This window comes from Psychromonas algarum, assembly GCF_004376845.1.
Classification (GTDB): Bacteria; Pseudomonadota; Gammaproteobacteria; order Enterobacterales; family Psychromonadaceae; genus Psychromonas.
In genome coordinates this window covers 166,475-180,809 of record NZ_SNUW01000009.1, presented here as the reverse complement: position 1 = coordinate 180,809, position 14,335 = coordinate 166,475, and the positions used below count along the sequence as shown (strand labels likewise).

Annotated in this window: 12 protein-coding genes; 5 read left to right on the top strand and 7 right to left on the bottom strand. The window is 36.1% G+C overall.

The features are described from left to right. Positions 1–231: 231 nt before the first annotated feature. Positions 232–771, top strand: a complete 540-nt coding sequence (locus E2R68_RS10195; RefSeq protein WP_134277581.1) for a gamma carbonic anhydrase family protein — start codon at positions 232–234, stop codon at positions 769–771. Between the two features lie 163 nt (positions 772–934). On the opposite strand, the gene argH is transcribed toward E2R68_RS10195, so the two are convergent. The 5 genes from argH to argC form a co-directional block, all read right to left on the bottom strand. Next, entirely contained in the window at positions 935–2,815 is a 1,881-nt protein-coding gene (argH, locus tag E2R68_RS10190) for an argininosuccinate lyase (protein WP_134277580.1), read from the bottom strand. Positions 2,816–2,971: 156 nt separating this feature from the next. Continuing rightward, complete coding sequence (locus tag E2R68_RS10185) at positions 2,972–4,180, bottom strand: argininosuccinate synthase (RefSeq protein ID WP_134277579.1); 1,209 nt, start codon at positions 4,178–4,180, stop codon at positions 2,972–2,974. 26 nt (positions 4,181–4,206) lie between these two features. After that, positions 4,207–5,115: an ornithine carbamoyltransferase gene (locus E2R68_RS10180; RefSeq protein WP_134277578.1), complete on the bottom strand. Its 909-nt coding sequence runs from the start codon at positions 5,113–5,115 to the stop codon at positions 4,207–4,209. Between the two features lie 34 nt (positions 5,116–5,149). Beyond that, complete coding sequence (argB, locus tag E2R68_RS10175; RefSeq protein ID WP_134277577.1) at positions 5,150–5,935, bottom strand: acetylglutamate kinase; 786 nt, start codon at positions 5,933–5,935, stop codon at positions 5,150–5,152. A gap of 12 nt (positions 5,936–5,947) precedes the next feature. Then, complete coding sequence (gene argC / locus E2R68_RS10170; RefSeq protein ID WP_134277576.1) at positions 5,948–6,958, bottom strand: N-acetyl-gamma-glutamyl-phosphate reductase; 1,011 nt, start codon at positions 6,956–6,958, stop codon at positions 5,948–5,950. Between the two features lie 271 nt (positions 6,959–7,229). Between argC and argE the strand changes: the two genes are divergently transcribed. From argE to tusA, 3 genes are all read left to right on the top strand, one after another. Beyond that, positions 7,230–8,375 carry an acetylornithine deacetylase gene (gene argE, locus E2R68_RS10165; protein ID WP_134277575.1) on the top strand — a complete coding sequence of 382 codons (1,146 nt, stop codon included), beginning with the start codon at positions 7,230–7,232 and terminating at the stop codon, positions 8,373–8,375. A gap of 162 nt (positions 8,376–8,537) precedes the next feature. After that, a complete protein-coding gene (gene ppc, locus E2R68_RS10160; RefSeq protein ID WP_134277574.1) occupies positions 8,538–11,168 on the top strand; it encodes a phosphoenolpyruvate carboxylase in 2,631 nt (876 codons plus the stop codon). Positions 11,169–11,328: 160 nt separating this feature from the next. Continuing rightward, positions 11,329–11,571, top strand: a complete 243-nt coding sequence (tusA, locus tag E2R68_RS10155) for a sulfurtransferase TusA (RefSeq protein WP_134277573.1) — start codon at positions 11,329–11,331, stop codon at positions 11,569–11,571. Between the two features lie 272 nt (positions 11,572–11,843). On the opposite strand, the gene galE is transcribed toward tusA, so the two are convergent. Further along, on the bottom strand, positions 11,844–12,857 hold the full coding sequence (gene galE, locus E2R68_RS10150; protein ID WP_134277572.1) for a UDP-glucose 4-epimerase GalE: 1,014 nt from the start codon (positions 12,855–12,857) through the stop codon (positions 11,844–11,846). 146 nt (positions 12,858–13,003) lie between these two features. Continuing rightward, a complete protein-coding gene (locus E2R68_RS10145) occupies positions 13,004–13,309 on the bottom strand; it encodes a ComEA family DNA-binding protein (RefSeq protein ID WP_134277571.1) in 306 nt (101 codons plus the stop codon). A 155-nt stretch (positions 13,310–13,464) separates the two neighbouring features. Here E2R68_RS10145 and glpG point away from each other — a divergent pair, with 155 nt between their 5' ends. Further along, positions 13,465–14,301: a rhomboid family intramembrane serine protease GlpG gene (glpG, locus tag E2R68_RS10140; protein ID WP_134277570.1), complete on the top strand. Its 837-nt coding sequence runs from the start codon at positions 13,465–13,467 to the stop codon at positions 14,299–14,301. Positions 14,302–14,335: the final 34 nt, after the last annotated feature.

The window sequence follows — 14,335 nt, the reverse complement described above, 5'->3', positions numbered from 1 at the left end:
AAGCTTAATGCGCTTATTTTGCTCTCAGTTCAAGTCAGAAGCTTTCGCGTCAGTCCTTGTCTGTGCGGCGTATTATAGGGATTGAGATCACATTAGCAAGTGTTTTATTGTGATTAATTACAATTAATTTTTATACCTACTTTGATAACAAGTTATCCACACTTTTGATTTTGTTATCCACACTTTTGTGTCGTATAGTGGTATTTTTATCTGTTTATTTAAAGGTTTATTATGCTTCCTACTTTACGCCCTTATAAAAGTATCCACCCTACTATTGGTAAATCAGTTTATATCGACCCTTTTTCTTCTATTATTGGCGATGTTCATTTAGCTAATGACGTTAGTATTTGGCCTATGTGTGTTTTACGTGGTGATGTAAATAGCATTTTTGTTGGAGCAAGAACAAATATCCAAGATGGATCTGTTTTACATGTGGCTAGAAAAGGAGAGGCATCCGTTGATGGTTATTCTCTTACTATTGGTGAAGATGTAACTGTTGGGCATAAAGCTATGTTGCATGCTTGCCAAATCGGCGATCGTGTTTTAATCGGAATGGGGGCAATCATATTGGATAATGCGCAGATCGAAGATGACATTATTCTTGCAGCTGGCTCTTTAGTTCCCCCTAATAAAGTATTAGCTTCTGGATTTTTATATGTTGGCTCTCCTGCAAAAGCGGCACGTCCATTAACTGAAGCTGAATTTGCATTTTTGAAGCGTTCTGCAAATCATTATGTAAATTTAAAAAATGAATATATTGAAGAAGCTTGATACTTTCATTTTTATGCCACAATTTAAAAATTAAAAATGATGACTAACAAATGTAATGGTTTGATATAAAGGCAGTAGCTTTACGGTAATAAGGTTTAATTTTTGTAGAGAAGGTGTGCTTCTATATAAAGAAGCACACTTTAATAATATTTAATAATTGCTGCTAGTTTTTGCTCATCTCTTTATGAAGCAACATACTTGTTTTGTAGTTTAATTCTAATGCTTTCTCATCATTAGCATGTTCACTGACAAACATTGCGCAATCTTTTAGTACTTTTTCTGGCATAGTCATTTTACTTTCAGGACTGAAACCTAATTTCATATAGAAATCAGGCATACGTGTCAGAGCAAATAAACGTTTAATTGCTAATTTTTCAGAACGTTTTACTAAAAGTTCAACAATTGCACTACCTTGACCGCGACCTTCATAACCAGGTTCTACACCTAATGAACGAATTTCAGCTAATCCTGTGTCATAAACATGAACAGAACCACAGCCTGTAACTTGTCCATCTAACTCAGTAACAACAAATTCACCGATAGAATGCTCTAAATCAGATTTATCTCTTGGCAGGTTCTCACCTTTTTCAGCCCAATAATTAATCATCGACTCAATTCGATCGATATCATTTAAACAAGCAGGTCGAATCACAACACCTGATGTATCACGACTCGCTAAACGTTGCTCCGCTTCTGTTAATGCATGCTCAACTTGGTGTGGCGATACACCACCTAATGCAGTACGTGCTGCTAATGTTGCTTCTAAGGTTAATGTTGGATATACATCATCTTCGATAACATCAGAGAACTGTTTAAATTCAGCAACACTAAGATCTTCAAGAGGAACACCTTTTTCAATAGCAGCAACCACTGCAACACCAACTATATGATGCGCTTCACGGAAAGGAATACCTTTAACCACTAGGTAATCAGCTAACTCAGTTGCATTTGAGTAACCACCTTGTGCTGCTTCTTTAGTGCGTTCTTCATTTACTTTAAGATCTGTTAATGCCATTGCAGCCATTTCTAAACAGTCACCCCAAGTATCTAAAGCGTCAAACAGACCTTCTTTATCTTCTTGCATATCTTTGTTATAGGCTAGAGGCAATGCTTTAAGCGTCATTAACATACCCGCTAATGAACCAAATACACGACCAGATTTACCACGGATTAACTCCATTGCATCTGGGTTTTTCTTTTGTGGCATTAATGAAGAGCCTGAAGTAACAAGGTCTGACATTTCAATAAATGCAGATTCACCACTGTTATAGAAGATTAGATCTTCAGCCATACGTGACAAATGTACCATGGATAAGGTTGCACAACTCATCAACTCAACAACATGATCACGGTCAGATACTGAATCTAAACTGTTGCGAGTTGCACGTTTGAAACCTAAAGAATGTGCTAAAGCAGTACGATCCATTGGGTAACCTGTACCCGCTAATGCTCCACTACCTAATGGACAAGTATCCATGCGATCTAAGCAACCTTCTAAACGACTATGATCACGTTCTAACATTTCTAAATAAGCTAAACACCAATGAGAAAATGTTACCGGCTGCGCTCGTTGTAAATGCGTATAACCCGGTAAAACAACAGCTTGATGAATACGCGCTAATTCAATTAACTTCGCTTCTAAGGTATTAAGGTGAACAATTAGTTCTTGCGCTGTTTTCTTACACCATAATTTTAAGTCTGTTGCGACTTGGTCATTACGGCTACGGCCCGTATGCAACTTTTTACCTAAATCACCTACTTTATTAATTAACTGACCTTCAACCCAAGAATGGATATCTTCTGCGTCAGATTGTAGTACTTGCTCAGGGTTCGCTTGTACTGATTTTAATAATTCATTTAAGCTAATTTCAATACTTTGTTGCTCTTCAATCGTTAATACATTAACTGCTAACAAAGCCTTAGACCATGCGATTGAACCAATAATATCTTGTTCAGCAAGACGGTAATCGAATTTCAATGAGTCATTAAATAATTTAAACTTTACGTCTGCCGCTTGGCTAAAACGTCCGCCCCATAGTGCCATTTGTTACTCCATTCTGACTTGGTGGTTAACCAAATCCGTAATTAAGGGATTAGTAATATTACAATGCTATTGATAAATACATTCATTTTTAAAAGCATTTATAAATAGAAATTCCTGCCTCGGTAACCGAGACAGGAATTTTAAAGAAGCTATTATTTATTTGTTACTGTTTAGCTTACGAATACGGCTAGACAGTGAGTATAAACGAATAAAACCTTCCGCATGTTTTTGGTCATAAACATTGTCATCACCAAATGTAGCAAACTCTTCAGAGTAAAGGCTGTTTGGAGAGCGTTTCTTAACAGCTGTTGCTTGACCTTTATATAAACGTACTACAACTTCACCATTAGCATCTTTAGCCAATGATTCAGAAGCCGCTAATAAAGAACCACAAAGAGGAGTAAACCAACGACCGTCATATACTAAGTGAGCAAATTCTTGACCCACTTGATCACGCCAACGACGAGATGGTTTGTCATGTACTAACTCATCAATACCACGAAGAGCCGTTACCATAACAGTACCTCCTGGTGTTTCGTAACAACCGCGAGACTTCATACCAACAGTACGGTTTTCAGTAATATCGATACGACCGACACCATGAGCAGCAGCTTTTTCGTTTAATAACATAAGCGCAGCATAAGGAGAAAGTTCAACACCATCAACTGCTGTTACACGTGCATTTTCAATAGTTAGTGTTACGTATTCTGGTTCATTTGGCGCATCAAGCGGATCAACCGTTAATGTCCAAACACCTTTACTTGGTTCGTTATATGGGTCTTCTAATTCACCACCTTCGTGTGAAATGTGCCATGCATTTGCATCACGGCTGTAGATTTTAGTCGCACTTGCAGTTGTTTCGATATTACGTTCAGCAAGGTAATCTAATAGATCTTCACGAGAAACCATATCCCACTCACGCCAAGGAGCAATAACACGTAGCTCAGGTGCTAAAGCGGCAAAACAGCTTTCAAAACGAATTTGGTCATTACCTTTACCAGTACAACCGTGACAAACTGCATCTGCACCTACTTTTAAAGCTACTTCAACTTGTGCTTTAGCAATAATTGGACGAGCCATAGAAGTACCTAATAAATAAGTACCTTCATAAACTGCACCAGAAGCTATAGTTGGGTAGATATAATCCTTAACAAATTCTTCTTTTAAATCAACGATATGGCATTCAGATGCACCTGAAGCAATTGCTTTTTCGTGCAAGCCAATCAACTCTTCTTCACCTTGGCCAACATCTGCACAAAACGCTACAATTTCACAATCATCATAAGTTTCTTTTAACCATGGAATGATCGCTGATGTATCTAAGCCGCCAGAATAAGCGAGTACAACTTTTTTTACTTTACTCATTAATTATTTTCCTTTCTCGATAACTTCTATTTATTAATTAGGGTAAGCATAATAGCGTTTTGAATGTGCATTCTATTTTCAGCTTGATCAAAAATCAATGAAGCTGGACCATCCATTACTTCTGAGGTTATATCTAAACCACGATGTGCCGGTTGGCAGTGTAAAATATGTTTAATACCCGTAGTATCAAGCAATGCTTGATTAATTTGATAGGGCATAAATTTAGTTTTAATTTGTTCTAGTGGCGTATCATCGCCCATTGATAACCAAGTATCACCATAAACTACATCATAACCTTTAATATCTTCAATATTATTCGTTACAGTGATCTTTGCACCTGTTTCTTTAGCTATCGCTTCTGCTTTTTTCAATATTTGAGCATCTGGGCTGTGTCCTAATGGACAAACAGCAGTGACCGTTGCACCTAAAATAGCGCCAGCGATAAATAATGAATGCGTTACATTATTACCATCACCAATATACGCTAATTTTACTTTTGTTAAATCATCGTAATTTTGAGAGATAGTTAAGAAATCAGCCATTCCTTGACAAGGATGGTATAAATCACATAGAGAATTAATCACTGGAACCGTTGCATATTCCTGCATTTCAAGCAGAGTATTATGATCAAATACACGTGCAACAATACAATCTGCCCAACGAGAAATATTAGCGGCGAAGTCTTTAACATCTTCACGACTTCCCATTGCGCCATTAGCTTGATCTAAATATACCGCATGACCACCTAATTTATTCACACCAATATCAAAAGTAACGCGTGTACGTAGCGATTGCTTTTCAAATAAAGTAACAACACTTTTACCTGCTAATGCTTGCGCATATTTACTTGGATTTGCTTTTAAATCTTTACCCAATGCAATCAGGTCTAATGCCTGCTTTTGGGTCATTTCCATGCCAGTTAATAAATTTTCCATTACGACTCTCTACTTAATTACTTCTTCGTTAAAACTATTTAACTACTTTTGTTCCCACTGCTTCACCTGCTAGCAATGACACTAAATTATCTGGGTTTTTCCAACTTGCTAACATAACATATCCAAGTTCATCAGCAGCTTGTAATGCAGCTTTCACTTTGACTTCCATACCATCTTGAATAACATTTTCTGCAATAAGTGTATCAGCTAGCTGGGTATTTAACTCAGGAATAACTTGTTTCTGTGCATCCCATACGCCATCAACATCAGATAAGAAGACTAACTCAGCACCTATCAATTCACAAATAGCAATCGCGGCTTGATCTGCATTAACATTATATAGGTTACCATCTTCTCCAATTGCAATTGAAGAAATGACTGGCAAAAAGTTACCCGTAAGCAATGTATTAATTAAAGTAGGGTTGTTAGGACTACAGATACCAACAGCACCTAATTCAGGATCCATTTGTTTAACTGAACAACTAAAACCATCCGCTAATGATAACCCCACAGCAGATAAGCCTGCTTGTAACGCTTTTGCCATTAATAATTTGTTAGATGTTCCTGCCAATGCACCAGCAACATAAGGTATTTGATCAAATGGCGTAATACGTAGACCATTTTTCTTCTCGCTTTTAATGTTCATTTTATTCAGAATATCTTCTACGATAACTCCTCCACCATGTACTAATAACAATGGACGTTGCTGCGTTGCTAAATATTCAGTTAATGCAGAAAACAAATTAGTAAGTGCTTGGTTATTTTCTAAAACCGCGCCACCTAATTTAATCAATAATGGTTTTTGTTGTACTTGTGTCATTAAAAACTCGTCTTATAAAATAGAAGTAGTGAGATCAAAACCAAAACGCAAGTTGATACATTGCATAGCTTGAGATGATGCACCTTTTAATAGGTTATCAATAGCACTGAATACAACTAAATCTTGGCCATCAACAGCCCAGCCTAAATCACAAAATGGTGTACCAACCACATTTTTAAGGGCAGGTAATGTACCATCCATTAAACGTACGATGGGTTTATCAGCATAAGCAATTTGATAAGCTTGATTAACTTGCTCTGCAGTAGCACCTTCTTTTAACACAACGTTAATACTTGCTAAAATACCACGTTTGAAATTACCTAAATGTGGCGTAAAAACAACCTCTGTTCCTAAATGCTGATCAATTTCAGGTTTATGACGATGAGTAAATACGCCATAAGGTTGTAAACTCACTTCGCAAAAACTACTCACGACACTAGCTTTACGACCTGCTCCACTTACACCGCTGGTTGCATTAATAGTTGGTTTAATACCTTGTTTGATTAAACCTGCATCAAATAATGGTTTTAATGCAGTTAAAGAAGCAGTTGTATAACATCCAGGAACAGCAATTAAATCCGTTGTTTTAACTAATTCAGCATTCCATTCCGCTAAACCATAAACGGCTTTTTCTAATAATTCAGGGTATTGATGCGTGAAACCATAATATTTTTCATAAAAACCAGCAGATTTAACACGGAAAGCGCCAGATAGATCAAAAACAACGGTATTTTCAGCTAAAAATAATGGCGCTAAATTATGACTAACTTCATGTGCAGTCGCTAAAATAACAATATCAATATTTTCACAGGCAGCTTTAATCCCACTATTACCTAATGGCTGTAGTGGTAAATCAACCTGCCCACGTAAATTTCCATATAGATCAGAGATCTTTTTGCCTTTATCTAAACTACCTTCTGAAACATATAATCCTGATAATTCGATATTTGGATGACGAGTTAAAAATTGAGCTAATTCTGCACCAGTATAGCCACTAGCTCCCACCACAATTGCTTTTAACATAGAGATAATTCCTGTTTCATCACTGTCTTATGAGTTATATATAATGTAAAGCAACATTATAAAGAGAGAGTTGCTTTATAGAAAGCAATACTCTAAATCAAAGTGACTATTTATTCAATAATAATGAATAAATATACATTTAAAAAAGATAATAAGTAAGTTAATATTAAATACATTGAATTAAACTCAGCTTAACTGAAAATTTATTGTTGTTGAATTAATCTATGATATCTTTTAAAGCTTCACTCTGAGCTTAATTGAAAGGAATAATATGTCATTACCCGCATTTATCGACTTATACAAAGATCTTATTAAACTACCTTCTATCAGCTCTACTGATAGCGCATGGGATCAAAGCAATATAGCTGTCATTAATCAATTGGCTGAATGGTTATCTGAGCTTGGTTTTACAACAGAAATTAGTGAAGTAAAAGCTGCACCGGGTAAATTTAACTTAGTTGCAACGTTAGGTGAAGGTGAAGGTGGATTATTATTAGCAGGTCATACCGATACGGTTCCTTATGATGAAGGACAATGGCAAACGGACCCTTTTAAAGTAGTAGAAAAAGATAATCGACTATATGGCCTAGGTACTATCGATATGAAAGGTTTTTTTGCTTTTGTTATTGAGGTATTAAAAACAATAGATAAAAAACAATTTACTAAACCATTACGTATATTAGCGACAGCAGACGAAGAAACAACAATGTCTGGTGCACAACAGATTTCAGAGCAACAACATTTTAGACCAGATTATGCTGTCATTGGTGAACCAACAGGTATGGTTCCCGTTACTATGCATAAAGGGCATATGTCCGAAGGCATTCGTATTACCGGTAAAAGTGGCCATAGCTCAGATCCAGCTAAAGGATTAAATGCAATTGAAGTCATGCATATAGTGCTATCAGAGCTGAAAAAGGTACAAAAAACATTTAAAGATAAATATAACAACCCACATTTTGAAGTTCCTTACCCTACGCTTAATTTTGGTGCAATTACTGGCGGAGATAGCCCAAATCGTATTTGTGGGTGTTGTGAGTTACATATTGATATGCGCCCTATTCCAGGCGTAACAACGAATGAATTATTTATTACCGTAAAACAAGCGTTATCAGAAGTAGAAAAACGCCATCCGAACTGCATAGAGATTTTCCATCTACATGAGCCGATCCCATCGTATCAATGCCCATTACATTCAGATTTGATCGAACATGCTGAAATTTATACCGGTAATACAGCAACCAGTGCAAACTATTGTACTGAAGCGCCTTTTATTCAAGCATTAGGCTGCGATACGATTGTTTTAGGTCCTGGTCATATCGAGCAAGCACATCAACCTAATGAATATTTAGATCTTTCATTTGTAAAACCAACAAAAGCAGTGATTGAAAAATTAATTCATCGCTATTGTATATAAATAAAAAATTGATATTTATGTAATAAAATTACAGGTTCATAAATATTAGCAGATAAATTAGCCGAATATAAAATACATCACATTGACTAGCCTCTTTATTGTGGTATTTTATTTAGCTCGAAAAAGAAAAATGTAATTTTATTACACGAATAAGGAAGAATAATGACAGAACAATATGCAAACCTACGCGGTAATGTGAGTTTATTAGGGCAGCTACTCGGCAAGAGTATTAGCGACCACCTAGGTGAATCCTTCCTTGAAAAAATTGAAACTATTCGCCAACTTTCTAAATCATCTCGCGCAGGTAATAGCGAAGATGGAGAACGCTTAATTGAAATTTTATCAAACTTAAGTGACAATGAATTATTACCTGTTGCACGTGCTTTTACACACTTCCTAAATCTTGCAAATATTGCAGAACAATTCCATGGCATTTCTCGTCATTGTGATAGCGGTGTTTGTACGCCTGAACCTATGGCTCAATTAATTGCAAAATTAAAGAATGCTAATGTGTCAGAAGACGAGATGAAAAAAGCAATTTCAGAGTTAAAAATGGATATGGTGCTGACTGCACATCCAACTGAAATAACACGTCGTACTCTTATCCATAAACATACTGCAATCAATAAATGTTTAAGTTATTTAGAATTAACTGAAATTGCAGATAAAGAACGTGACCAAATTTTATTACGCCTTGAACAATTAATTACTCAAGCTTGGCACACAAATGATATTCGCAAAAATCGCCCTACTCCTGTTGATGAAGCCAAATGGGGATTTGCTGTTATTGAAAACAGTTTATGGGAAGCCGTTCCTCAATATCTACGTGAATTAGACAAAACATTAGAAGATGGTTTAGGTATTTCATTACCAATCGACGCTTCACCAATTAAATTTACATCGTGGATGGGTGGAGACCGAGATGGTAACCCATTTGTAACAGCAAAAGTAACTAAAGAAGTATTAACAACAAGTCGTTGGGTTGCTGTTAGCTTATATCTAGAAGATATAAAACAGCTAACTGAAGAGTTATCAATGGATAACTGTGATCCTGTTTTACGTGCGATTGTTGGTGACGATGTTGATGAGCCATACCGTCTAATTTTACGTAAACTTCGTACAGAGTTAAAAGAAACATTAACTGCGTTAAGTGCAACAATACAAGGGCACGACAGTAATGCAAAAGATATCATTACAACAACGCAACAACTTAGAGAACCATTAGAGTTATGTTACCAGTCACTCACAAAAATGGGCATGAAATCAATTGCTAACGGTTTATTATTAGACATATTACGTCGAGTAAATTGTTTTGGTGTGAACCTAGTTAAATTAGATATTCGTCAAGATGGTGAACGCCATGGTGATACATTATCAGAACTGACACGTTATTTAGGTATTGGCGATTACAACGCTTGGAATGAAGAAGATAAACAAGCTTTCTTATTACAAGAATTAAACAGCAAACGTCCGCTTATTCCAACAAATTGGGCGCCTTCAGCAGAAGTTCAAGAAGTATTAGATACTTGTAAAGTTGTTGCAGCAACCGACCCTCAAGCATTAGGTATTTATATTATATCAATGGCTCGTCAAGCATCAGATGTACTCGCTGTACAACTTTTATTAAAAGAAGTTGGCTGCCCATTCCGTATCCCTGTTGCACCACTATTTGAAACACTAGACGACTTAAATAATGCAGCAGATGTTATGCAACGTTTATATGCTGTTGATTGGTACCGTGGTTACATTAACGGTGAACAACATGTGATGATTGGTTATTCTGATTCAGCAAAAGATGCAGGTGTAATGGCTGCAAACTGGGCACAATACACATCACAAGAAGCATTAATTAAAATCAGTGAAGAAAACGATATTCAGTTAGTTTTATTCCACGGCCGAGGCGGCACAATTGGTCGTGGTGGTGCTCCAGCACAACAAGCTTTATTATCACAGCCTCCAGGTTCACTGAAAGGTGGATTACGTGTAACAGAACAAGGTGAAATGATCCGCTTTAAATTTGGTTTACCAAAAGTAGCAGTGCAAAGCTTAAATCTTTATACAGCAGCTATATTAGAAGCTAATATCTTACCGCCACCAGCACCAAAACAAGAATGGCGTGATTTGATGGATCAATTTGCAGATCAATCTTGTCAGGAATACCGTCACTTTATACAAGAAGAACCAGATTTTGTTCCGTATTTCCGTAGCGTGACACCTGAATTAGAGCTAGGTAAATTAGCTTTAGGTAGTCGCCCAGCTAAACGTAAACCTAATGGTGGTGTTGAAAGCTTACGTGCAATTCCTTGGATTTTTGCATGGAGTCAAAATCGCTTAATGTTGCCAGCATGGTTAGGTGCAGGAACATCATTAAAAACATTGTTAGATGAAGGTAAAAAAGAGCTATTACAAGAAATGTATGTGAACTGGCCTTTCTTCCATACTCGCCTAGAAATGTTTGAAATGGTATTCATGAAAGCTGATGAAGAATTAACTAAATTCTACGAAGAGCGCCTAGTACCAAAAGAATTATGGCCGTTAGGTGAACGCCTACGTGACAACCTTAAATTAACACGTGATACGGTATTAGAAACAATTCCAGATCATCAGTTAATGCAAGAACAACCTTGGATCAAAGAATCAATTACATTACGTAACCCTTATGTTGATCCATTAAACATGTTACAAGCAGAATTATTATCACGTTCTCGTTCATGTGAAAATAATCCTGATATTGATCAAGCGTTAATGGTAACCATTGCAGGTATTGCTGCAGGTCTACGTAATACTGGTTAATAGAGATTTATTAACAAACTCATGCCTAAATTAACTTTAGGTAATAAAAAACTCCCTTATGAGCGATTGTGCTAAGGGAGTTTTTTTATTTTATTCGCACAACACAACTTCAGCCTTTTAACAAACATCATGGTATTATTTAAAATATTTGGTATCTGTAATGAAAAGTAATTTAGAAATTCAACAACTTGACGCACTTGGTTTACGCTGCCCTGAACCTGTTATGGTTATCAGGAAAGCAGTTCGTAAATTACAAGCAGGTGATTTATTAGAAATTATTGCAGATGATCCAGCGACTACACGTGACATTCCTAGCTTTTGTCGTTTTATGGATCATGAATTAATTGAAACTCAGATAGAAAAAATCCCTTATCGATACGTGATCAAAAAGGGAACAAGATGATGATTATCAGGGCCTAGAATTAATCTTCCCCCCTCAAAAAATAAAGGTAGCTTAAAAGCTACGCCCCAAATACAGCACTCACCCTACCGATACAAAAAATAACTATTGCGGCGTAAGATTAATCAATTTTACCAACCCAAAAAATAAGGTAACTTAAAAACTACGCCCCAAATACAGCACTCACTCTACCGATACAAAGCAAGCAACCATTGGGAAGCAGGATTCATCCTGCCAATACAATAAACAAAGTAGTTTACGCCCAATATAATTGTTTATTTATAACCATTAGGGTTATTAGACTGCCAACGCCACGTATCTTGCATCATTTCATCTAAGCCTCTCTCGGCTTTCCAATCCAACTCAGTTAATGCTTTTTCAGGTGCTGCATAACAAGCTGCAATATCACCTTCACGTCGAGGGGATACCTTATACGGAATTTGTTTACCGCTAGCCACTTCAAATGCTTTGACCATATCTAACACAGAATAACCATTCCCAGTGCCTAAGTTATAAATGAATATACCAGTCGCATCTTGCATTCGTTTTAACGCTTTTAGATGCCCTAATGCTAAATCAACAACATGGATATAATCACGAACCCCTGTTCCATCAGGTGTATCATAATCATCTCCAAATACAGCCAAGGCTTTAAGTTTGCCTACACCAACTTGCGAAATATAAGGTAATAAATTATTCGGAATACCATTAGGATCTTCACCTATCAAACCTGAAAGGTGTGCGCCTACAGGATTAAAGTAACGCAGAATAACAAAAGACCAACGCGGGTCTGATTTAGCAACATCAGCAAGTACCATTTCAACCATTAGTTTAGATGTCCCGTAAGGGTTAGTTGTACCGCCAACAGAGAAATTTTCACGAATAGGTAAAGAAGCTGGATCACCATAGACTGTAGCAGAAGAGCTAAACACTAATTTAAATACCTGAGCATCTTTCATTGCATCTAATAGCGTTAGTGTTCCTTGAACATTAGTTTGATAATATGAAATAGGTTTTGCAACAGATTCACCAACCGCTTTTAAACCAGCAAAGTGAATCACCGATTCAATGTCATGTTTAGCAAAAATAGTATCTAAAAAGGCCTTATCCAAAATATCACCCTGATAAAAAATAGGATCTTGGCCAGTGATTTGTTTAACGCGCTTTAAAGAGGTCTTTGAAGAATTACATAAGTTATCTATAACAATAACTTGTTGCCCAGATTGTAATAGTTCCACAACCGTATGAGAACCAATATAACCTGCACCACCAGTCACTAAAATTGTCATATTTCACCGTAATTTATATTTTAAAAAAGAGGGAACAGCATAAGCTTTTATAGTTTAATTTTCAATATAATGACTATTTACAAGAACATTATATTGAAAACTAATAGAGTAATACTTTATGATTTTCACTTATGATATTAAGCACTTTACAGTGTCAAATAAGGTGTGATTTTTTGTAGTGTACTCTCTCCAATACCCTTAACTTCCATTAACTCTTTTAAGTCTGAAAATTTTCCATTTTCAGTGCGATAATCAATAATAGCCTGTGCTTTTTTACTACCAAGCCCTTTTATTAAAGACAGTTGATCTACTGTCGCCATATTGATATTAATTTTTTCAATACCAGGCATAACTACACTTTTAACTTCAGCGGCTAATAAAGGTTGCACACTCATAGGTAATAAAAATAATGAGGCTATTAAGATCAAACGACGGGGCAATTTATACATCATGTAACTTTCCTTTTTTATTAAGTGGGATCTTAAATTTAGTACCTTCTTAAATTAAATCAACAAAAAGTCATAACCCGATATATTCGCCATTTATTTTATTCGATTCACCACTGCATATCAGCTATGCTAACAGCTTAAATTTTAGAGGAAGAATTATGACGGTATTGTATCGCTTTGAAAATTTACGTATAGCTCAAGCATTTTCTGATTATTTAAGTAGCAAGAAAATTATCAACAGCATTGAGAGAAGCGAATTTCACCATCAAATAATCATTAAAAACGATTCACAACTTGCACAAGCAGAGCAGGAGTTAAGTGAATTTTTAGAAAACCCCAACCAAAAAAAATACCTTTCAGCCAGTTGGCAATCAGGCCATATTGAAGAAAATTCTTCAGAACTTGCTGATGCAAATGCAAATCTATTATCTAACTTCAAACAACACGGTGGCATAATTACACACAGTGTCTTCATTACTTGTTTTGTAATCTACGCAATGATTGCATTAGGTTTATTTGAACCTATGCATTCTATTTTTTCTTTTTTTACGCATCAGCCTTTTGATTATTTACAAAGCTGGCGTTTTATTACACCTGCGTTTTTACACTTCAGCCTATTACACATTGTTTTCAATTTATTGTGGTGGTGGCAATTAGCTGGACTGGTTGAAACTCACCAAGGTAAACAGCGTTTATTACTATTATTTGTTTTTTCAGCTATCGCATCTAATCTTGCACAATTCTTTTTGGTAGGCCCCTATTTTGGAGGATTAAGTGGTGCCGTTTATGGCTTAGTTGGATATTGTTGGTTATATGGATCACTCAACAAACAAAGTCATGTGCAATTACCAAACAGCATGTTTATTTTTCTATTAGGTTGGTTAGCATTAGGGTTTGTTGATTTATTACCAGCAAATGTAGCTAATTATGCTCATTTAGTAGGTTTATTAGCAGGCCTCATTTTAGCAACCGTTTGTAATAAATTAAGACTTTAATGGGTAACAACAAAAGTATTAAATGAAGTGACAC

What these genes read in the sequence shown, in the direction of transcription:
- E2R68_RS10195 (WP_134277581.1), top strand. Translation starts at nt 232, where the DNA reads ATGCTTCCTACTTTACGCCCTTATAAAAGTATCCACCCTACTATTGGT.
- argH (WP_134277580.1), bottom strand. Translation starts at nt 2,815, where the DNA reads ATGGCACTATGGGGCGGACGTTTTAGCCAAGCGGCAGACGTAAAGTTT.
- E2R68_RS10185 (WP_134277579.1), bottom strand. Translation starts at nt 4,180, where the DNA reads ATGAGTAAAGTAAAAAAAGTTGTACTCGCTTATTCTGGCGGCTTAGAT.
- E2R68_RS10180 (WP_134277578.1), bottom strand. Translation starts at nt 5,115, where the DNA reads ATGGAAAATTTATTAACTGGCATGGAAATGACCCAAAAGCAGGCATTA.
- argB (WP_134277577.1), bottom strand. Translation starts at nt 5,935, where the DNA reads ATGACACAAGTACAACAAAAACCATTATTGATTAAATTAGGTGGCGCG.
- argC (WP_134277576.1), bottom strand. Translation starts at nt 6,958, where the DNA reads ATGTTAAAAGCAATTGTGGTGGGAGCTAGTGGCTATACTGGTGCAGAA.
- argE (WP_134277575.1), top strand. Translation starts at nt 7,230, where the DNA reads ATGTCATTACCCGCATTTATCGACTTATACAAAGATCTTATTAAACTA.
- ppc (WP_134277574.1), top strand. Translation starts at nt 8,538, where the DNA reads ATGACAGAACAATATGCAAACCTACGCGGTAATGTGAGTTTATTAGGG.
- tusA (WP_134277573.1), top strand. Translation starts at nt 11,329, where the DNA reads ATGAAAAGTAATTTAGAAATTCAACAACTTGACGCACTTGGTTTACGC.
- galE (WP_134277572.1), bottom strand. Translation starts at nt 12,857, where the DNA reads ATGACAATTTTAGTGACTGGTGGTGCAGGTTATATTGGTTCTCATACG.
- E2R68_RS10145 (WP_134277571.1), bottom strand. Translation starts at nt 13,309, where the DNA reads ATGATGTATAAATTGCCCCGTCGTTTGATCTTAATAGCCTCATTATTT.
- glpG (WP_134277570.1), top strand. Translation starts at nt 13,465, where the DNA reads ATGACGGTATTGTATCGCTTTGAAAATTTACGTATAGCTCAAGCATTT.